Source organism: Saccharopolyspora antimicrobica (genome assembly GCF_003635025.1).
Taxonomy (GTDB): domain Bacteria; phylum Actinomycetota; class Actinomycetes; order Mycobacteriales; family Pseudonocardiaceae; genus Saccharopolyspora; species Saccharopolyspora antimicrobica.
In genome coordinates, this window is sequence record NZ_RBXX01000002.1 from 7,349,144 (window position 1) to 7,367,730 (window position 18,587).

An 18,587-nucleotide genomic window follows, 5' to 3' on the forward strand; every position below is an offset into this window, starting at 1 on the left:
GCGCGGTCCCCCATCCGGTGTCGGACCCGGCGGGACGGGAGGTAGGGTGTGTGGCCGTTGACAGGGGAGCGCCGTGGTGAAGGGCGCTGAGAGTGCGGGTTGAGCCGCAGACCCTCCGAACCTGCTCCGGTTAGCACCGGCGAAGGGAGTTCTTGTGGCGCGCGATGCCGCTTTCCGGTACCGGACGATCGATTTCGTCACCGTGGCCATGCTGGGCGTGGCGATCGGCGTGGCGTTCTGGGGCTGGGCGCAGCTCTACCAGGTGCTGAGCACCCTCTCCACGTTCGCGTTCCCGCCGAGCTCCGGGCTGTTCGGCGGCGCTTGGCTGCTCGGTGGCGTGATCGGCGGGCTGGTCATCCGCAAGCCCGGGGCCGCGCTGCTGACCGAGGTGGTCGCCGCCTCGGTGGAGGCGCTGCTGGGCAACAGCTGGGGCCTGTCGACGGTGATCTCCGGAACCATCCAGGGCTTCGGGGTGGAGCTGGTGCTGGCCGTGTTCCTGTGGAAGCGGTTCGGTCCCCTGGTCGCCGCGCTGGCGGCCGCGGTCGCCGCCGCGTTCGAGTCGTTCTACGAGTGGCAGGTCTACTACACCGACTGGGCGCTGCCCTACCAGCTGGCCCACCTCGGGTTCTTCGTGGTCTCCGGCGTGGTCATCGCCGGGTTCGGCGGCTGGGCGCTGGTCCGCGGGCTGGCCGCGACCGGCGCGCTGGACGCCTTCGGTGCGGGACGGGAGCACCACGAGCGGACCGCGGTGTGACCACCTCGACGGACCTCCGCGCGGAGCTCCGGGGTTTCGGCTGGCAGCCGCTGGGGCGGCGGGCACCGGCGATCGACGGGCTGGACCTGAACGTCCGGCCGGGCGAGCGGATCCTGCTGGCCGGGCCGAGCGGGGCGGGCAAGTCGACGGTCATCCACGCGCTGGCCGGGGTGCTCGGCGGTGCGCTGCCGGGCGAGATGAGCGGCGCGGTCCGGGTCGACGGCCAGATCGGCCTGGTGCTGCAGAACCCCGGGGCCGCGGTGGTGGCCGACCGGATCGGCCGCGACGTGGCCTTCGGCCCGGAGAACAGCGGGATCGCGCGGGAGGAGATCTGGCGGCGGGTGGCCGAGGCGCTCGAACTGGTCGGGCTGTCCTACCCGGTCGACCGGCCGACGTCGGCGCTGTCCGGCGGTGAGCTGCAGCGGCTCGCGCTGGCCGGGGTGCTGGCGCTGCGGCCGTCGATGCTGCTGCTGGACGAGCCGACCTCGATGCTCGACGCCGGCAACGCCGACCGGGTGCGCACCGCCGTGGCCGATGTCGTGGCGAGCACCGGCGCTTCGCTGGTCGTCGTCGACCACCGGATCGGGCCGTGGCTGGATCTCGTGCACCGCGTCGTCGTCCTCGACTCCGGTGGCCGGATCGTGCACGACGTCGACCCGGACACCTGCCGGGCGCGGCTCACCGAGGAGCTCGGCCGGGCCGGGGTGTGGATGCCCGGCCTGCCCGCGCCCGAGCCCGTCGACGTGCCCGCAGCGCTGGTCGCGCCGGACTCCCCCGGGCCTCGGCTGGACGTCCGCGACCTGGGCGTGGACCTGGTGGCCCGCCGGATGCGCGGCACTGCCCCGGTCGTGGCGCTCGACGAGGTGTCGACCGAGGTGCTGCCCGGGCAGCTCTCGGTGTTCACCGGCGCGTCGGGGGCGGGCAAGTCCACCCTGCTCGCCGCGCTGGCCGGTCTGGTCCGGCCCGATCGCGGCAGCATCGGCGGCACGCCGGTCCCGCTGCACCGGATGTCCTCCCCCGAGCTGGCGCGGACGGTCGGCTGGGTGCCGCAGAACCCGGAGCACGGCTTCCTCACCACCAGCGTGCGGCAGGAGATCACCCGCACCGGGCTCAAGCTGGGCACCGGCGTCGCGGTCGAGGAGATCCTGGAGGTGCTCGGGCTGGCTTCGCTGGCCGAGGCCAACCCCTACCGGCTCTCCGGTGGTGAGCAGCGCCGGGTGGCGCTCGCCGCCGCGCTCGCGCACCGGCCCGGGGCCCTGATGCTCGACGAACCGACCGTCGGGCAGGACCGCCGCACGTGGGCGGCCATCACCGGGTGGGTGCGGGCGGCCGCGCGCGCAGGCGCCACCGCGGGCGCTTGCACCCACGACCAGGCGCTGATCGAGATCGCCGACCGCGAGACGCGGCTCGAGCGGGGGCGGGTGCGATGAACGGCGTGCTGGCCAGGGTGAACCCGCTGGTGCTGGTGGCGGTGGGGCTGCTGGCGCTCGTCGCCTCGCTGGGCGTGCGTTCGCTGCTCACCGCGGTGATCACCACCGGTGTCTACGTGCTCGCCATGGCGCTGATGCTGCCCGCGCGTTCCGGTCATCCGCTGCGGTTCGCCACCGTCGTGCTGGGCGGCGTCTCGGTCGCCTACTCGACGTGGCTGCTCGGCGGCGGGCACCTCGACGTCGCCGCCACCGCTGGGCTGCGCATCGCCGTGCTGGCGCTGCCCGGCGTGGCCGTCGCGCCGCTGATCGAGCCGATGGCGCTGGCCGATCAGCTCGGGCAGCGGCTCCGCCTGCCGCACCGGTTCGTCGTGTCCTTCGCCGCGGCGCTGCAGCGGTTCGAGCAGCTCGGGCAGACCTGGCAGCACCTCTCGCGGGCACGCCGGTCGCGCGGGTTCGGTCCCGGGCGCGGACCGGTCTCCCGCGGTCGCCACGCCGCCTCGGTCACCTTCGGGTTGCTGGTCACCACCATGCGCGAGGCCACCAGCGCCTCGATCGCGATGGACGCGCGCGGGTTCGCCCGGGCCCGGCGCCGCACCTGGGCCGAACCGGCGCCCTGGACCGGGACGGACACCGCCGTGCTGCTGGTCGGTGTCCTGCTCGCCGCGGTCCCGTACGCGGTGGGGCTGTTCTCGGCGGCATGACGCCGGGCGGTGCTCACCCGGAGAAGAACTGGATCACCCGGTTCGTCCAGCTCTTGACGTCTTCGGCCGTCTTCGACACGTGCAGGGCCGAGTTCGGCAGCAGCTCGTGCAGCCGCTCGGCGGTGGAGACCGGGTGGAGCGGGTCGGTGTCCCAGGCGAGGATCAGCGCCGGGTGCTCCAGCGCCGCCCAGGTCTGCGCAGCCGACCACCGGCCACCCGGCCTTTGCACCCTACCCCCCACGGGTATGTGAAGATCAGGAGAAGTAGACGCCGATGCGGCGGCCGCCGATGTCGTGCACGTCGATGTCCAGGTCGAAGATCTCGCGCAGGACCTGCGGCGTCATCGTCTCGGCGACGGTGCCCCGCGCCACCACCGCGCCGTCCTTCATGGCCACCACGTGGTCGGAGTGGCAGGACGCGAAGTTGATGTCGTGCACCACCAGGACCACCGTCTTGCCGAAGTCGTCGGCCATCCGGCGCAGGCGGCGCATCATCAGCACCGCGTGGCGCATGTCCAGGTTGTTCAGCGGCTCGTCCAGCAGCACGTAGTCGGTGTCCTGGCACAGCACCATCGCGACGTAAGCGCGCTGGCGCTGGCCGCCGGAGAGCTGGTCGAGCTGCCGGTCGGCGAGCTCGCCCAGCGCGAAGTAGTCGATCGCCTCGTCGACCGCGGCCAGGTCCTGCCGGGTGAGCTTGCCTCGCGAGTGCGGGAACCGGCCGAAGGACACCAGCTCGCGCACGGTCAACCGCGCGGTGAGGTGGTTCTCCTGGCGCAGCACGGCGAGCGTGCGGGCGAGCCGGTCGCTCGGCGTGCGCGCGACGTCGAGGCCGTCGACCGTCACGGTGCCGCGGTCGGCGGGCATCAGGCGGCTCACGATGCCCAGCAGCGTCGACTTGCCCGCGCCGTTGGGCCCGATGATCGACGTCACGCCGCCGCGCGGAATGGTCAGCGACACGTCGTCGACGACGGTCGTCCGGCCGTAGGACTTGGTGACGTTGCGGATCTCGATCACCGTCGCGACTCCCGGATGAGCAGGGCGATGAAGTAGGCACCGCCGACGAAGTTGATGACCAAGCTCAGCGTGGTGTCCAGGCCGAACAGCTGCTCCAGCACCAGCTGCCCGCCGACCAGCGCGATCACCGAGATCAGCGCCGCCGCGGGCACCAGCACGCGGTGCCGGACCGAGCCGGTGAGCTGGCGGGCGAGATTGGCCACCAGCAGGCCGAGGAAGGTGATCGGCCCGACCAGCGCCGTCGAGACGGCTACCAGCACCGCGATCACGATCAGCGCGCGGTTGACCACGGCTCGGTGGTCGACGCCGAGGTTGACCGCGTAGTCGCGACCGAGAGCCTCCACGTCGAGCTGCCGGAACAGCCGCGCGCCGTAGCCGGAGACCGCGACGATCAGCAGCGCGCTGAGCGCCAGCAGCTCGGTGTCCACGGCGTTGAAGCTGGCGAAGTAGGTGTCCTGGAGCACCACGAACTCGTTCGGGTCGATCAGCCGGGAGATGAACGAGGACAGGCTGGCGAACAGGGTGCCGAAGATGATGCCGACCAGCACCAGCACGTAGAGGTCGCGGCTGCGCCGCCCGAACAGCCACCGGTACAGCGCCCCGGCGAACAGCACCATCGCCCCGACCTCGACGGCGAACATCAGCCTGCCGTCGAGCCGGGTGAGCACGAGCGCGCCGAACAGGAACACGATCAGGGTCTGGATCAGCACGAACAGCGAGTCGAAACCCATGATGCTCGGCGTGAGGATCCGGTTGTTGGTGACGGTCTGGAAGAGCACGCTGGAGAAGGCGATCGCGTAGCCGACCACGACCATCGCCGCGATCTTGCGGGCGCGGACGCCCAGCGCGTACTCCCAGTTCCCCTTGAGCCCCAGCACGCAGAACCCGACCACGGCCAGCACCGCGACCGCCAGCAGCAGGCCGAGCACCCGGCGCTCGCCGCGGCGTTCGGCGCGCAGGGCGGTGGTGGAGTCCGGAACCGGCATCACGCCACCTTCTTCCGGGCCTTGAGCACCAGCGCGATGAACACCGCGCTGCCGATCACCCCGGCGACCGTTTCCACCGGGATCTCGTACGGGAAGCGGATCGTGCGGCCCAGCACGTCGCACAGCAGCACGAAGAACGCGCCGGCCAGCGCCGTCACCGGCAGCACCCGGCGCAGGTCGTCGCCGAGCGCCATGGTCACCAGGTTCGGCACGATCAGGCCGAGGAACGGGATGTCGCCGACGGTGACCACCACGACCGAGGTGGTCACCGAGACCAGCACCAGCCCGAGGTTGACCACCCGGTCGAAGTCGACGCCGAGGTTGATGGCGAAGCTCTCGCCGAGCCCGACCACGGTGAACCGGTTGGCGTAGAGGTAACCGAGCAGGGTGATCGCGCCGGCCAGCCACAGCAGTTCGTAGCGGCCGCGCAGCACGCCGGAGAAGTCGCCGCTGGTCCACACCGACAGCGTCTGCAGCAGGTCGGCCCGGTAGGCGAAGAACGTGGTGACCGAGCTGATGACGCCGCCGAGCATGATGCCCAGCAGCGGCACCACGATCATGTCGCGGTAGGTGATGCGCCGCAGCAGGGCCAGGAACAGGAAGGTCCCGGCCAGCGCGAACACCGCCGCCACCGCCATCTTCGCCAGCAGCGAGGCCGAGCCGAACAGCACGGTGGCGACCAGCACGCCCAGCGAGGCCGATTCGGTGGTGCCCGCGGTGGACGGCGAGACGAAGCGGTTGCGGGAGACGTGGATCATGATGAGCCCGGCGACGCTCATCGCGGCCCCGGCCAGCAGGATCGCGATCAGCCTGGGCAGACGCGACTCCCGCAGCAGCAGGAGTTCGTCGGGGTGCCCGGCGAGCAGGCCCTGCGGCGTCAGGCTGCCGACCCCGACGAACAGCGACCCGCACGCGAGGGCCAGCAGCACCGGCACCGCGATGAGCAGCTGCCAGCAGCGGGTCCCCGCGCGGGGTCGCCGGGTGTCGGCAACCGACCGGTCCCCGGTCGATCGCCCGGTCACGACAGGCTGTCCCCGACCGCCCGCACCATCTGCTCCACGGAGGACAGACCGGTGGGCGCGATGTACCAGGTGAACGGGTCGAGGTAGACGATCTTGCCGTCACGGGCGGCCTTGGTCCGCTGCACCAGGGCGTTGTCGAGGACCTGCGCGGCCGCCTTGCCCTCCTCGCCGATGGCGGCGTCCCGGTCCACCACGTACAGGACGTCGGGGTCGACCTCGGCGATGAACTCCGGCGAGATGGCGTCGCCGTGCGTCTCGGTGGACAGCCCTTCGCGGGCCGGGGCGACGCCGAGCGAGTCGTGCACGATGCCGAAGCGCGAGCCCGGCCCGTAGGCGCTGATCTTGCCGCCGGTGGTGAGCACGACGAGGCCGGAGGCCTGCTTCGCGGCGGCCTGCTCGCGCACCTTCCGCACCGAGTCGTCCAGCGCGGCGAAGCGCTGCTCGACCTCGGCCTGCTTGCCGAAGATGGTGCCCAGGACCTCGGTTCGCTGCTTCGCACTGGCCAGGAAGTCCGCGTTGTCGACGGTGAGGTCGATGGTCGGGGCGATCTTCGACAGCTCCGCGTACTGCGAGGCCGAGCGCCCGGCCACCACGATCAGGTCGGGGGCCAGTTCGTTGACCTTCTCGAAGTCGGGCTCCTTGAGGCTGCCGACCTTCGGGTACTCGTCGGTGCCGTACTTCGCCAGCGATTCGGGCAGCGAGGCCACCTTCGGCACGCCTGCCACCGGCACGCCCAGCTCGTCGAGGGTGACCAGCACGCCGATGTCGAAGACGACCACGTTGCGCGGCTCGGCGGGCACCTGCGTGGAGCCCTGGGCGTGTTCCACGGTGATCCGCGCGCCCGCACCGCCCCCGCCGGCCGAACCGCCGCAGCCCGACAGGACGAACAGCGCGGCGACGGCGATGACCGCCAGCCACCCGCGCCGGAACATGCTGGTGAGCACGCTGATCTCCTCACACCCGATCTTCCAGAACGAAACTTAGCCTAAGCTAAGAAAACCTGGCATCCACCCAAAGGTCAGGTACGCCACATTCCGGACAAAATCGTGTCCGGCCGCTCACGCAGCGCTGTCACCAGGGCGAACGCGAGGGATCCACAATGGTCTCCACCGTGACGGCACGTCGGCCCCCGATCACCCGCACGACCGGCGAGCTCCTGGCGCTGGGCTGCAACGCGGCCCCGGGCAACATGCGGGTCTTCAACCCAGTCCTGTCTGGACAGACGGCGGGAGAACCGGGCCAGGGCAGGCACCGCGATCAGCGGCTGAAGGGACCCGGGCCAAACCCATCGTGGGCCCACACGAACACCGGTTCCTGCATCATCTCGCCAACTCTCAGCTCCGTTGGAACACTGGGGTGATCTGTTGCCGACTCCTGCCGGACGGCGACGGACGTCAAGGAGACGACGCGGCCCGGAACCGGCCGACGACAGGAGGCAGCACGTGAACCGCATCCAGCTCGACGACGGCGACATCCACGTCCTGGACGACGGAGAACCGGACGCCCCGGCTCTCCTGCTCATCCACGGGTCCGGCGCCTCCGCCCGCTCGTGGGATGCGCTGGTCCCGCTGCTGACCGGTTCCCACCGCGTCATCCGCATCGATCTGCTCGGGCACGGCCGGTCCGGCAAGCCGGACGACCGCAGTTACGACACCTCCGAACAGGCACGCCGGGTCGGCGCCGCGCTGGACGGGCTCGGTGTCGCGGGCGCCGTCGTCGTCGGCCACTCCAGCGGCGGGCTGGCGGCCACCGCGCTAGCCGAGCTCCGCCCCGATCTCGTGGCCGCGCTCGCGCTGATTAACACCGGTCCCAGCCTGAACGCCTTCAGCGCAACGGGTTTCGCCATCGAACCCGCGCAGTGGGCGGAGCTGACCGATGAGCAGATCCGCCAGTTCATGAAGCCCGCGTTCAGCCGCGCGGGCTTCGAGATCCCGCAGCAGCTCGTCGCGGACGTGCGGGCCATGACCTTCCACACCTTCACCGCGACAATGCGGGCCGGCACCGATTACCTGGCCCAGCGGTCGCTCCCGGATCGGCTGGCACCGCTCGGCAAGCCGCTGCTGGTGCTCTTCGGCGAGGACGACCAGCGGTGGCGGTCCTCCTCCGCCGCCGAATACCGCGCGGTGCCGGGTGCGGTGGTGGAGCTGCTGCCGGGTCTCGGGCACTCCCCGCTCCTGGAAGATCCGCCGCGAACCGCCGCCTCGCTGCTGCCGTTCGCCGAGCACCACGCAGTGCGGCCGGGCTGATCCGGTCAGGCGGTGTCGCGCAGCGCGCGTGCGGTTGCCGACTCGTCGCAGGCCAGGATTTTCTGCGGGGTTCCCGAGCACACGACGCGGCCGCCGCGGCGGCCCGGGCCGGGCCCGAGGTCGATCACCCAGTCCGCGCTGCGGATCACCTCCAGGTTGTGCTCGATCACCAGCACCGTGTTGCCGCGCTCGACCAGCCGGTCCAGGACCTGGAGCAGGACTTCGGTGTCGGCCAGGTGCAGGCCGGTGGTCGGCTCGTCGAGCACGTAGCTGGTGGGGTGTTCGGCGGCGGAGAGCTCCTTGGCGATCTTCAGGCGCTGGCACTCACCGCCGGACAGGTCGGTGAGGGGCTGGCCGAGGCGCAGGTAGCCCAGGCCCACGTCCACCAGCCGGCGCAGGGCGCGGGCGATCGCCGGTTCGGGCAGGCGGCGCACGGCCTCCTCGACGGTCAGGTCGTCGACGTCGGCGATGGACAGCCCGTCGACGGTGTGCGCGAGGGCTCCGGCGCTGAAGCGGCGGCCGGAGCAGACCTCGCAGACCGTCTCCTGGCCTTCCATGAACGCCAGGTCGGTGTAGATCACCCCGGCGCCCTGGCACGCCGGGCAGGCGCCTTCGGAGTTGGCGCTGAACAGCTTCGGGCTGGTTCCGCTGCGGCGGGCGAACAGCTTCCGGATCGCCGGGGCGATCCCGCAGTAGGTCAGCGGTGAGGAGCGGCGGTTGGTGCTCACCGGGCGCTGGTCGACGACGGTGGCCCGGTGCTGGGCGACGAATTCCGCGGCCAGGCTGGACTTCCCGGATCCGGCGACCCCGGTCAGCACCGTGAGCACACCGGTCGGGATGTCGACGGTGAGGTCGCGCAGGTTGTTGCGGCGGGCGTTGTCGATGCGCAGCTTTCCCGCGTGGGCGCGCGGTTCTCGCTCCCGGACCCGCGTCCGCAGTCCGCGCCCGGTCGGCGTGTCCGCGATCGCCAGCTCGCCGAAGGTGCCCTCGAACACGATCCGCCCGCCCGCGCCGCCGGCGGCGGGGCCGAGCTCGACGATCCGGTCGGCGGCGCGCATCACGTCCGGGTCGTGCTCCACGACGAGCAGCGTGTTTCCCTTGTCCCGCAACGACTTCAGCAGCTCGATCATGGACTGCACGTCGTGCTGGTGCAGGCCGACCGTCGGTTCGTCGAACACGTAGAGCATCTCGACCAGGCTGCTGCCCAGGTGCCGGACCGTCTTGATGCGCTGCGACTCGCCGCCCGAGAGCGTGGTCGTCGGTCGCGCCAGCGACAGGTAGCCCAGGCCGATCCCGGTCAGCGCGCCGAGCTTGTCCGACAGCGCCGCGACCACCGGCGCCACCCGCGGATCCCGCACCTGGCCGATGAGCCCGGCCAGCTTACCGATCTCCATCCGGCTCATCTCGCCGATGGTGCGGCCGAGCACGCGCGCGGTGCGGGCCGCTTCACGCAGCCGCTCGCCGCCGCAATCGGGACAGCTCGCCGAGCGGGTGAACCGGCGCAGCACTGCCTGCTTGCGCTCGGACATGTTGTCGGCGGTGTGCAGGTAGATGCGCTCGAAGCGGTCGATGACGCCTTCGTAGTCCTTCGGCACGCCCCGCGACAGCCGTTGCGCCGCTTCGCGGTGGAGCAGGGCCTCGCGGTCCGCGGCCGGCCAGTCGCGCAGCGGCGCGGCCGGGTCGAAGGCGCCGATCTCGGCGTACTGCCGGTACCAGTACTGGCCGTTGCCGAAGCCGGGCAGCAGGATCGCGCCCTGCTCCAGCGAGCGGTCCAGGTCCAGCACCCGTTCCACAGCGGTGGTCAGCGTCTCCCCCAGGCCCGCGCAGGCCGGGCACATCCCGGCCGGGTCGTTGAAGGAGAAGTGGTTGGACTCGCCGACGTGCGGTTCGCTCACCCGCGAGAACAGCAGCCGCAGGTAGGTGAAGGCGTCGGTGATGGTGCCGACCGTCGAGCGCGCGTTGCCGCCCAGGCGCTTCTGGTCGATCAGCACCACCGGTGACAGGCCTTCCAGCAGCTCGGCTTCGGGGCGGCTCCACCGCGGCAGCCGGTTGCGCACGAACGGCGGGTAGTTCTCGTTGACCTGGTACCCGGCTTCGGCGGCGATCGTGTCGAACACCAGCGAGGACTTGCCCGAACCGGACACCCCGGCGAACACCACCAGCTCGCCGCGCGGCAGGTCGAGGTCGATGGCCTTCAGGTTGTGCGTGCGCGCGCCCCGGATCCGGATCGTTGAGCTCATGGACGCGACGGTACGAACAGATGTGGCCGGATCCTGACCGCGATTCGGGGATGATGGGGTCATGAGCGATGTCACCCGGCGCCTGCTCGAACTGCTCGCCCACCTGCAGACCGGCCGCCGATTCAGCGGCCCGGAGCTGGCGGCGCGGCTGGAGACCAGCCCGCGCACGGTGCGGCGCGATGTGGAGCGGCTGCGCGACTACGGCTATCCGGTGACCACCCAGCCGGGCCCGGGTGGTTTCTACCGGCTGGCGGCCGGGCAGGCGCTGCCGCCGATGGTGTTCGACGACGAGGAAGCGGTCGCGACCGTGGTCGGCCTCGGCGTGCTGGCCGCCAGCGCGCCACCGGACACCGGGGGCATCGGCTCGGCGGCCGACCGCGCGTTCGGCAAGATCGACCAGTTCCTGCCGAAGCGGCTGCGGGCCAGGGCCGGCGCCGTGCGCGCCACCTTCGAAGCCGCCGCGCAGACCGCTCCACCGGTCAACGCCGACGCGCTGGCCACGCTGGCCGCCGCCGCGGCCCGGCACGAGCACGTCACGTTCGACTACACCGCCCGCGACGGCACCACCTCCCAGCGCCGCGCCGAGCCCTACCGCCAGGTGCACCTGCACCTGCGCTGGTACCTGCTGGCCTGGGACCGCGACCGGGCGGACTGGCGCACCTTCCGGCTCGACCGGATCAGCTGCATCGCCGTTCCCGGCACCCGGTTCGAGCCGCGCCCGCTGCCCGCCGAATCGGCCGCCGAGTACCTGCGCGGCAAGCTCGCCGAGCCCCGGCACCGGGCCGTGGTGACCATCCACGCGCCCGCACCCCGGGTCGCCGATGCGCTGAAGTTCTCCGACTGCGCCGTCGAACCGCTGGGCCCGGAGCGCTGCCGGATCACCACCTGGGTCGACTCCTTCGAGTGGCTGGTGCTCAACCTCGCCTTCCTCGACGCGGACTTCGTCATCGAGGAACCCGCGGAGTTCCGCGCCCGCTGCCGGGAACTGGCCCGCAGGCTCGGCCACGCCTCGCAGACCGCGGACGGGTCAAGTCCCGGCGAAGAAGGCGCTTAGCGCGTTGGCCGTCTCCTCCGGTTGCTCTTCGGGAATGTAGTGGTCGCACGGGAGTGCTTGGCCGCGCACGTCTTCCGCGTAGTCCTGCCAGGTCGCGAGGACGTCGTAGTGGCGGCCGACGAAGCTGTGCGCGCCCCACAGCGCCAGCACCGGGCAGGCGATGGTCCGGCCCGCGTCGGCCGCGTCGTGGTCGAGGTCGATCGCGGCCGCCGCGCGGTAGTCGGAGCAGGAGGCCGCGATCGCGGCCTGATCGGAGAAGCAGCGCACGTACTCGGCCATCGCGGCCGGGTCGAAGGGCGTTCCGCCGTGGTGGCGCGCCGACATCCGCGCCCTGATCCAGAACTCCGGGTCGCCGCCGATCAGCCGTTCCGGGATGCCGCCGCCCGCGGCGAGGAAGAACCAGTGGTAGTAGCCGAGCCCGAAGTCCTTGTCCGCCCGCTCGAACGCATGGCGCGTCGGGACGATGTCCAGCACCGCCAACGCGGCGACCGCCTCGGGTGCGTCCAGCGCCAGGCGGTGGCCGACCCGGCCGCCGCGGTCGTGCCCGGCCACGCCGAATCGCTCGAATCCCAGCGCCCGCATGACCAGCAGCTGATCCCGCGCCATGGCGCGCTTGGAGTACTCGGCGTCGTCCGGCCCCGGCGCGGGCTTGTCGCTGTCGCCGTAGCCGCGGAGATCGGTGAGCACCACCGTGTGCTCGGCGGCCAGCAGCGGCGCGACGTGGTGCCAGATCAGGTGCGTCTGCGGATATCCGTGCAGGAGCAGCAGCGGTGGCCCGGAGCCGCCGACCGCGCAGTTGATGCGGACTCCGCCCGCGTCGATGCTCCGGCGCGCGAACGAGCTGGGCAGCGGGACGCCCATCCGGTCTCCTCCCGGTCGTGGCGGATCAGCTGCCGAGGAATTCCAGCACGGCGCCGGTGAATTCCCGGGTGGTGGCCGTGCCGCCGAGATCCGGCGTGCGGACTCCGGTGCCGGCCAGCACCGCGGCGATGGCCTGCTCGACCTCGGCCGCCGCCTCGGCGTGTCCGAGGTGCTCGAGCAGCATCGCGGCGCTCCAGATCGCGCCCAGCGGGTTGGCGATCCCCCGGCCCGCGATGTCGGGTGCGGAGCCGTGCACCGGCTCGAACATCGACGGGAACTCCCGCTCCGGGTTGATGTTCGCCGACGGGGCGATCCCGATGCCGCCCGCGACCGCGGCGGTCAGGTCGCTGAGGATGTCGCCGAAGAGGTTGGAGCCGACGATCACGTCGAAGCGGGCCGGGTCGAGCACCACCTTGGCGCACAGCGCGTCGATGTGCTCGGCCCGCCAGGAAACGTCCGGGTAGGCCTCGGCCCGCTCGGCGACGACCTCGTCCCAGAACGGCAGGGTGTGCACGATGCCGTTGGACTTCGTGGCCGAGGTGAGCTCGCCGCGTCGCCGCCGCGCGAGGGAGAACGCGTAGTCGGCCACGCGGGTGATCCCGGCGCGGGTGAACACCGCTTCCTGCACGGCCATCTCCTCGGCGAAGCCCCGGTTGAACCGGCCGCCGATCTCGCTGTACTCGCCCTCCACGTTCTCGCGCACGACCACCAGGTCGACCTCGCCGGCGACCGCCCGCCGCACCGGGCTCTCCAGGCCTTCGAAGACCTTGATCGGGCGGAGGTTGACGTACTGCCGGAAGCTCCGGCGGATCGGGATCAGCAGTCCCCACAACGAGATGTGGTCGGGCACCGCGGGATGGCCGACAGCGCCGAGGAGGATCGCGTCGTGGTGGCGGAGCCGGTCCAGGCCGTCCTCGGGCATCATCGCCCCGAGCTCGCGGTACCGCGCGCAGGACCAGTCGAACTCGTCGTGGTCGAAGGTGATGCCGTGGCGGCGCCCGACCGCGTCGAGCACTTCGACGGCGGCCGGTGTCACCTCCTGGCCGATGCCGTCGCCGGGGATGAGCGCGATGCGGTGAGCAACCATGGCTGGAATACCACCACCGGTTCCGGTGCCGCGTCCAAGACGGAATCCGAGCCCGCCTCATAGGTTCCGCTTATAAGCAGCGCAGGAACGCGGCGGCGGCCGGGGTGAGCGCATCGGTGCGGCTGACCACCGCGACGTGCAGGTGGGCCTCCGGGATCAGGTCGAGAACCAGGGCCCCGGCCCGGCGGGCAAGCGGTGCCCAGGACTCGGCGAGCACCGCCACGCCCACTCCGGCCAGCACCAGGGGCAGGATCGCCTCCCGGTGCTCGGTCTCCACGACCTGCCGCAGGTCGACGCCGGACGCGCGGATGTCGTCGACGAGCCGCCGCATGCCGGTGCCCGGTTGACCGGCGATCACCCGCTGCCCGGCCAGGTCCTCCCACCGCACCGCGTCCAGCTCCGCGAACGGCCCGCCGGCGCCTGCCACCACCACGAAGCGCTGCCTGCCCAGCGGCGTCACCGACAGCCCTGCTTCCGCGAGCGGTTCGGTGCTGGCGAGCAATCCCAGCTCCGCCACCCCGCTGCGGACCAGCTCCAGCACGCCGCCTGCGGTGAAGGCCGCCTTGACGGTCACCGAGAGCCCGGGATGCCGTTCGGCGAAGGTGCGGATGATCCCGCTCAGCGGTTCCACCGCCTGCGAGGGCATCGCGGCCACGTCCACCCGCCCGGAGGCCAGCCCGGCGACCGATTCGACGCTGGCCCGCGCGGTCTCCAGTCCCCGCACCACCTGCCGGGCGGGGCCGATCAGCGCGCGACCGGCATCGGTGAGCACCAAGCGGCGGCCGATGCGGTGGAACAGCTCCTGGCCCAGGTCGCGCTCCAGCGACCGGATGGCCTGCGACAGCGAGGGCTGCGCGATGTGCAGCGCCACCGCGGCCCGGTTCACCCCGCCGTGATCGACCACCGCCAGGAAGTAGCCGAGCTGACGCGCGTCCACGTCCTCAGCCGGCGGGCCGGCCGGTGGCCGCCCAGGCCGCCTCGATCATCCGGAAGATCTCCTCCAATGCGGCGTCGGGATCGGCCGCCTCGCGGGCCAGCGGGTGGGCGTCGACCACGAACCTCGCGATCGTCCGGCACACCGTCGTGGTCCGCGGCAGGCCGAGGTCGGCGGCGATGGCCGCGGCCAGCGAGTCCGCGTGGCGCAGCCGCATCAGCTCCTCGTACTGCCGCAGGTCCGGTGAGGCGTCGATCATGCGCCAGATCGGGGCGGCGCCCTCCGCCGCGCAATGCCGCACCATGGCCCGCATCTCGCGGCGCAGCGCGGCGATGAGCGGTTCGCCCGGCGCGCGGTCGGCGACCGCCTCGGCGAGGCGGTGTTCGAAGTTCTCGTCCTGCTCGAAAACCAGCGCCTCTTTCGAGGCGAAGTGGGAGAAGAGCGTGGTCACGGCCACGTCGGCCTCGGCGGCGACATCGCGGATGCCCACCGCGTCGTACCCGCGTTCCAGGAAGAGCCGCCGGGCGGTGTCGGCGATCTTCTGGCGGGTCGCGGCCTTCTTGCGCTCGCGGCGTCCGGGTGGCGCGGTCATGGCCTGTCCGCCTCTCCGCGTTTTTCAGCGGTGGTTGCGTCCGGAACTGATCTCGCGTTCTGCGACACAACGGGTGTCATGCCCTGACCCTATCAGCTGCAAAACCCGAACCGTTTCAAAACGCTAACCGTTAGTGCTACGGTCGGCGGCATGAAGAGAGTGAGCTTCGCCGAGTTCGGCGGTCCGGAAGTCCTGCAGCTCGTGGACGCCGAGGAACCCCACGCGGGTCCAGGTCAGGTGCGCATCGCGGTGCGGGCGGCGGGCGTGAACCCGGTCGACTGGCGCATCCGCGAGGGCCAGATCCTCAAGGCCCACCCGATCGAGCTGCCCGCCGGCGTCGGGATCGACGCCGCCGGGGTGGTGGACGAGGTCGGCGAGGGCGTCGAAGGCATCGAGGTCGGCGATCGCGTGTTCGGCGAAGGCCCGGACACCTACGCCGAGTTCGCCGTGCTGTCGGCCTTCGCCCGCATGCCCGAGGGACTGACCTTCGAGGAAGCCGCCGGATATCCCTCCGTGGTGGAGACCGCGCTGCGCATCATCGGCGAGGTCGGCGTGCAGCCCGGGCAGACCCTGCTGGTCAGCGGTGCGTCCGGCGGGGTCGGATCGGCGGTGCTGCAGATCGCCCGCGAGCGTGGCATCGAGGTGATCGGCACGGCCGGGGCCGCGAACCAGGACTACCTGCGCGACCTGGGAGCCGAGGCCACGACCTACGGCGAGGGCTGGGTGGAGCGGGTGCGGCAGCTCGGCCGGGTCGACGCCGCCCTGGACCTGGCCGGTTCGGGCGTGATCGGCGAACTCGTGGAGCTGACCGGGGATCCGCGGAAGGTGGTCTCCATCGCCGATCTCGGCGCACCGAAGCTCGGCGTCCGGTTCTCCGGCACCGCCGGGAGCGTGCCGGACGCGCTCGCCGAGGCGGTCGACCTCATCTCGCGGGGCAAGCTGCACATCCCGGTCGAGAAGACCTACCCCCTCGCCGAAGCAGCGGCCGCGCACGTCGACAGCCGGGCCGGCCACACCCGCGGACGCCGGGTCATCCTCGTCTGAACCACCGGCCCGGCGGAACCACCGCCGGGCCGGTCCCGGATTTCCGGCCGCCGCTAGGCGAAGGCGGTGACGACCATCGCGATCAGCACGATCACCAGCAGCACCAGGTAGGCGATCGCGTGCACCCGGTCGGGGATCTTGCCGACCAGCCGCTTCACCACCGCGATGGTCGGCAGCGAACCGCAGAGCAGAGCGGCCGCGACGAGGACGTTGACGTGACCGAGCTGCCCCGGGTAGGCGGTGGCCGGTGCGGCCAGGGCGTACACCGCGGTGCCTGCGATTGCGACGGGAACGCTGAGCGGGTTGGCCATCGCGGCGGCATCGGCCATCGGCAGCCCGCGGCGCCGGAGCAGCGGCACCGTCAGGACGCTGCCGCCGACGCCAAGGAAGCTGGCGACCGCGCCGATGCCGACCCCGCCCGCCGTCGAAGCGGCCTTGCCCAGCGGCCTGACCTGCCCGCGCTGCCCGGCGTTGTCGAGGAATCCCCTGCGGAGCAGGCTGTCGGCGATCGTGATCGCCAGGTAGCCGATGAACAGCAGGTGCAGCAGGGCGTCCGGAGCCCAGATCGCGGCGACCGCGCCCAGCACCGCGCCGAGCGCGATGAACTCGGCCAGCGGGTGGAGGTGTTCCTTGCGCAGGCGGCCGGACCTGGCCTGCGCGAGGGTGGCCGTGGAGGCGTTGACGATCATCACCGCGGTGGAGGTCGCCACCGCGGTGTGCATGGCATCGGCACCCGTGGTGGCGGCGACGACCGCGAAGACCACCGGCACGATGATGAAACCGCCGCCGAATCCGAACAGGACGGTGGTCACGCCGGTCAGGCAGCCGAAGCCGAGCAGCACGAAGAAGGAGACGAGCACCCGATCACGGTAGGGCCGGCCATCGCTGGCGCACAATCGATGCCGCGCCACGAACGTTCGAGTTCACGCCACCGGTTCGGTTAGGGTGGCCCGGTGCGCAACGTGCCGTTGGACGAGGTGGACGGGATCGACCGCGCGGTGCTGGCGATCGGCACCGACTACCCGCCCGGGCACCTGCTGGCCTACCACCGGCACCGCCGCGCGCAGCTGCTCTACGGCGCGATCGGGATCATGCAGGTCGAGACCGCCGACGGGAGCTGGACGGTGCCGCCGCGGCGCGCGGTGCTGATCCCGCCCGGCACCGACCACCAGGTGCTGATGGACGGCGTCACCACCCGCAGCCTCTACCTGGAGCCCGCGGCGGTGCCGTGGTTCCCGGTGCGCTGCCGGGTCGTGGACGTCTCGCCGCTGCTGCGCGAACTGCTGCTCGCCGCGGTGGACGTCCCGCCGGAGTACGACCGGCACGGCCGCGACGGCGCGCTCGTCGAGTTGATCCTGCACGAGATCCGGAACCTCGCGCCGCTGCCGTTCGACCTGCCGCTGCCCGCCCGGGCCGACCTGCGGGAGATGTGCGAGGCGTTCCAGTCGGCGCCGAGCATCCGCGAAGCTCCCGCGGAGTGGGCCGCCCGGCTGGGCGTGAGCACCCGCACCTTCAACCGGTCGTTCCTCGCCGGGACGGGGCTGAGCTTCCAGCAGTGGCGGCAGCGGGCCTGCGTCCTGCACGCGATCCGCCTGCTCTCGGCCGGGCGGACGGTCACCGGTGTGGCGGCGGAACTCGCCTACGACACCCCGGCCGCGTTCTCCACCATGTTCCGCAAGCAGACCGGAACGGCACCGAGCTCGTTCCAGCCCCGCTGACGCCACTGTGGACGGACGGGCTCAGCTGCCTTCCGGTACCGCCATCTCGCCCAGCTCCGACCAGTCGTCCTGGTCGAGCGTGGTGTTGATGACCCGCGGGGTCTCCACCAGGTGCGGCGGCAGCTCCCGCTGCGCGGTCTGGAAGTGCGCCGAGTTGACGTGCGCGGCACCGGCCTCGCCGTCCCGGAAGGCCTCCACCAGCACGTACTCCGCCGGGTCCTCGACGCTGCGGGACCAGTCGAACCACAGGCACCCGGGCTCGGCGCGGGTGGCCTCGGTGAACGAGCGGGCGATCTCGGGCCAGCGGTCCGCGTGCTCGGGCTTGACGCGGAACTTCGCGGTGATGAAGATCATCGGTTTCCTCCTCCTGCTACCGGCTGTCCGGCCCGTTCTACCCCGCCCCCGGGACCCCCGCTCGCGGGCGGGGTGGAACTTGCGATCCGGATCACGCGGCGTGGATCACCGTCCACAGGAGACCGACCGGGTCAGACCCGTTCCAGGCAGGCGGTGATCACGTAGCGGCGCTGGCCGAAGTGGTCGACCGGGTACCACTGGTCGCCCGGTTGGCTGCCGCACTGCGCTCCGTAAGCGCCGCCCGTGACGGGCAGCGAGGTGACGAGGACCCGGTCGTCGGTCTGCAGCTGGCCGACCGAGGTGGCTCCCGGATCGGGACGGGTCCGGATGTTGACGCCGTCGCCGTAAGCGCGGTACCAGGCGGGAAAACCATCTGCCATCGCAATTTCCTCCCCAGGTGGACTGCCGATGCGGCGCCAGTCTCCGGCGAGGTCGCCCCGTCCGGGCCCGGTTCGCGCCCCCATCACCCGCACGGAGCAGTCCGACGTCAGACCCGCCACGTGAGTACTGTTGCTCAGTCGGAAGCGGTGCCTCGTCGGCGGCCGGCAGTC

The 18,587-nt window shown here is 71.9% G+C and carries 20 protein-coding genes and 1 riboswitch; of the genes, 7 read left to right on the forward strand and 13 right to left on the reverse strand.

Annotation, left to right across the window (positions count from 1 at the left end):
- The first annotated feature begins 52 nt into the window (after positions 1–52).
- Positions 53–165: riboswitch (TPP riboswitch) on the forward strand.
- From ATL45_RS34840 to ATL45_RS34850, 3 genes are all read left to right on the forward strand, one after another.
- Positions 155–754 (forward strand): ECF transporter S component, encoded by a 600-nt coding sequence (locus tag ATL45_RS34840; protein ID WP_211841366.1) that lies wholly within the window; start codon positions 155–157, stop codon positions 752–754. Its footprint overlaps the riboswitch before it by 11 nt.
- A complete protein-coding gene (locus tag ATL45_RS34845) occupies positions 751–2,184 on the forward strand; it encodes an ABC transporter ATP-binding protein (RefSeq protein ID WP_170210433.1) in 1,434 nt (477 codons plus the stop codon). The genes ATL45_RS34840 and ATL45_RS34845 overlap by 4 nt, the downstream gene beginning before the upstream one ends.
- Positions 2,181–2,885 carry an energy-coupling factor transporter transmembrane component T family protein gene (locus ATL45_RS34850; RefSeq protein ID WP_093146976.1) on the forward strand — a complete coding sequence of 235 codons (705 nt, stop codon included), beginning with the start codon at positions 2,181–2,183 and terminating at the stop codon, positions 2,883–2,885. The genes ATL45_RS34845 and ATL45_RS34850 overlap by 4 nt, the downstream gene beginning before the upstream one ends.
- A gap of 13 nt (positions 2,886–2,898) precedes the next feature.
- Here ATL45_RS34850 and ATL45_RS34855 read toward each other — a convergent pair whose 3' ends face one another.
- The 5 genes from ATL45_RS34855 to ATL45_RS34875 are packed head-to-tail and all read right to left on the reverse strand — an operon-like array spanning position 2,899 to position 6,850.
- Positions 2,899–3,114 carry an alpha/beta fold hydrolase gene (locus tag ATL45_RS34855; protein WP_177241898.1) on the reverse strand — a complete coding sequence of 72 codons (216 nt, stop codon included), beginning with the start codon at positions 3,112–3,114 and terminating at the stop codon, positions 2,899–2,901.
- Between the two features lie 25 nt (positions 3,115–3,139).
- Complete coding sequence (locus ATL45_RS34860) at positions 3,140–3,898, reverse strand: iron ABC transporter ATP-binding protein (protein ID WP_093146977.1); 759 nt, start codon at positions 3,896–3,898, stop codon at positions 3,140–3,142.
- Positions 3,895–4,884, reverse strand: a complete 990-nt coding sequence (locus ATL45_RS34865; RefSeq protein WP_093147773.1) for an iron chelate uptake ABC transporter family permease subunit — start codon at positions 4,882–4,884, stop codon at positions 3,895–3,897. The genes ATL45_RS34860 and ATL45_RS34865 overlap by 4 nt, the downstream gene beginning before the upstream one ends.
- Positions 4,884–5,906 carry an ABC transporter permease gene (locus ATL45_RS34870; RefSeq protein ID WP_093146978.1) on the reverse strand — a complete coding sequence of 341 codons (1,023 nt, stop codon included), beginning with the start codon at positions 5,904–5,906 and terminating at the stop codon, positions 4,884–4,886. The genes ATL45_RS34865 and ATL45_RS34870 overlap by 1 nt, the downstream gene beginning before the upstream one ends.
- Positions 5,903–6,850 carry a siderophore ABC transporter substrate-binding protein gene (locus ATL45_RS34875; RefSeq protein WP_246025728.1) on the reverse strand — a complete coding sequence of 316 codons (948 nt, stop codon included), beginning with the start codon at positions 6,848–6,850 and terminating at the stop codon, positions 5,903–5,905. Before ATL45_RS34875 ends, ATL45_RS34870 begins: the two co-directional genes overlap by 4 nt.
- 498 nt (positions 6,851–7,348) lie before the next feature.
- On the opposite strand from ATL45_RS34875, the gene ATL45_RS34880 reads away from it, so the two are divergent.
- Positions 7,349–8,152, forward strand: coding sequence for an alpha/beta fold hydrolase (locus ATL45_RS34880; protein WP_093146979.1), 804 nt, complete (start codon positions 7,349–7,351; stop codon positions 8,150–8,152).
- 5 nt (positions 8,153–8,157) lie between these two features.
- On the opposite strand, the gene ATL45_RS34885 is transcribed toward ATL45_RS34880, so the two are convergent.
- A complete protein-coding gene (locus ATL45_RS34885; RefSeq protein WP_093146980.1) occupies positions 8,158–10,392 on the reverse strand; it encodes an ATP-binding cassette domain-containing protein in 2,235 nt (744 codons plus the stop codon).
- Positions 10,393–10,453: 61 nt separating this feature from the next.
- On the opposite strand from ATL45_RS34885, the gene ATL45_RS34890 reads away from it, so the two are divergent.
- On the forward strand, positions 10,454–11,446 hold the full coding sequence (locus ATL45_RS34890) for a helix-turn-helix transcriptional regulator (protein WP_170210434.1): 993 nt from the start codon (positions 10,454–10,456) through the stop codon (positions 11,444–11,446).
- On the opposite strand, the gene ATL45_RS34895 is transcribed toward ATL45_RS34890, so the two are convergent.
- The 4 genes from ATL45_RS34895 to ATL45_RS34910 form a co-directional block, all read right to left on the reverse strand.
- Positions 11,420–12,307, reverse strand: coding sequence for an alpha/beta fold hydrolase (locus ATL45_RS34895; RefSeq protein ID WP_093146981.1), 888 nt, complete (start codon positions 12,305–12,307; stop codon positions 11,420–11,422). The two genes, ATL45_RS34890 and ATL45_RS34895, sit on opposite strands and share 27 nt — an antisense overlap.
- Positions 12,308–12,332: 25 nt before the next feature.
- Positions 12,333–13,394 carry a tartrate dehydrogenase gene (locus tag ATL45_RS34900; RefSeq protein WP_093146982.1) on the reverse strand — a complete coding sequence of 354 codons (1,062 nt, stop codon included), beginning with the start codon at positions 13,392–13,394 and terminating at the stop codon, positions 12,333–12,335.
- A gap of 70 nt (positions 13,395–13,464) precedes the next feature.
- Positions 13,465–14,331 (reverse strand): LysR family transcriptional regulator, encoded by an 867-nt coding sequence (locus ATL45_RS34905; RefSeq protein WP_093146983.1) that lies wholly within the window; start codon positions 14,329–14,331, stop codon positions 13,465–13,467.
- Between the two features lie 4 nt (positions 14,332–14,335).
- Positions 14,336–14,920, reverse strand: a complete 585-nt coding sequence (locus ATL45_RS34910; RefSeq protein ID WP_093146984.1) for a TetR/AcrR family transcriptional regulator — start codon at positions 14,918–14,920, stop codon at positions 14,336–14,338.
- A 150-nt stretch (positions 14,921–15,070) separates the two neighbouring features.
- On the opposite strand from ATL45_RS34910, the gene ATL45_RS34915 reads away from it, so the two are divergent.
- Positions 15,071–15,964: an NADP-dependent oxidoreductase gene (locus ATL45_RS34915; RefSeq protein WP_093146985.1), complete on the forward strand. Its 894-nt coding sequence runs from the start codon at positions 15,071–15,073 to the stop codon at positions 15,962–15,964.
- A gap of 53 nt (positions 15,965–16,017) precedes the next feature.
- On the opposite strand, the gene ATL45_RS34920 is transcribed toward ATL45_RS34915, so the two are convergent.
- On the reverse strand, positions 16,018–16,824 hold the full coding sequence (locus ATL45_RS34920; RefSeq protein ID WP_093146986.1) for a sulfite exporter TauE/SafE family protein: 807 nt from the start codon (positions 16,822–16,824) through the stop codon (positions 16,018–16,020).
- 93 nt (positions 16,825–16,917) lie between these two features.
- Between ATL45_RS34920 and ATL45_RS34925 the strand changes: the two genes are divergently transcribed.
- The gene (locus ATL45_RS34925) at positions 16,918–17,682 is read left to right on the forward strand and encodes an AraC family transcriptional regulator (RefSeq protein WP_093146987.1); all 765 of its coding nucleotides are present in this window, start codon (positions 16,918–16,920) and stop codon (positions 17,680–17,682) included.
- Positions 17,683–17,703: 21 nt separating this feature from the next.
- On the opposite strand, the gene ATL45_RS34930 is transcribed toward ATL45_RS34925, so the two are convergent.
- Both ATL45_RS34930 and ATL45_RS34935 read right to left on the reverse strand, forming a co-directional pair.
- The gene (locus ATL45_RS34930) at positions 17,704–18,036 is read right to left on the reverse strand and encodes a putative quinol monooxygenase (protein WP_093146988.1); all 333 of its coding nucleotides are present in this window, start codon (positions 18,034–18,036) and stop codon (positions 17,704–17,706) included.
- A 131-nt stretch (positions 18,037–18,167) separates the two neighbouring features.
- Positions 18,168–18,416, reverse strand: a complete 249-nt coding sequence (locus ATL45_RS34935) for an SH3 domain-containing protein (protein WP_093146989.1) — start codon at positions 18,414–18,416, stop codon at positions 18,168–18,170.
- Positions 18,417–18,587 lie beyond the last annotated feature (171 nt).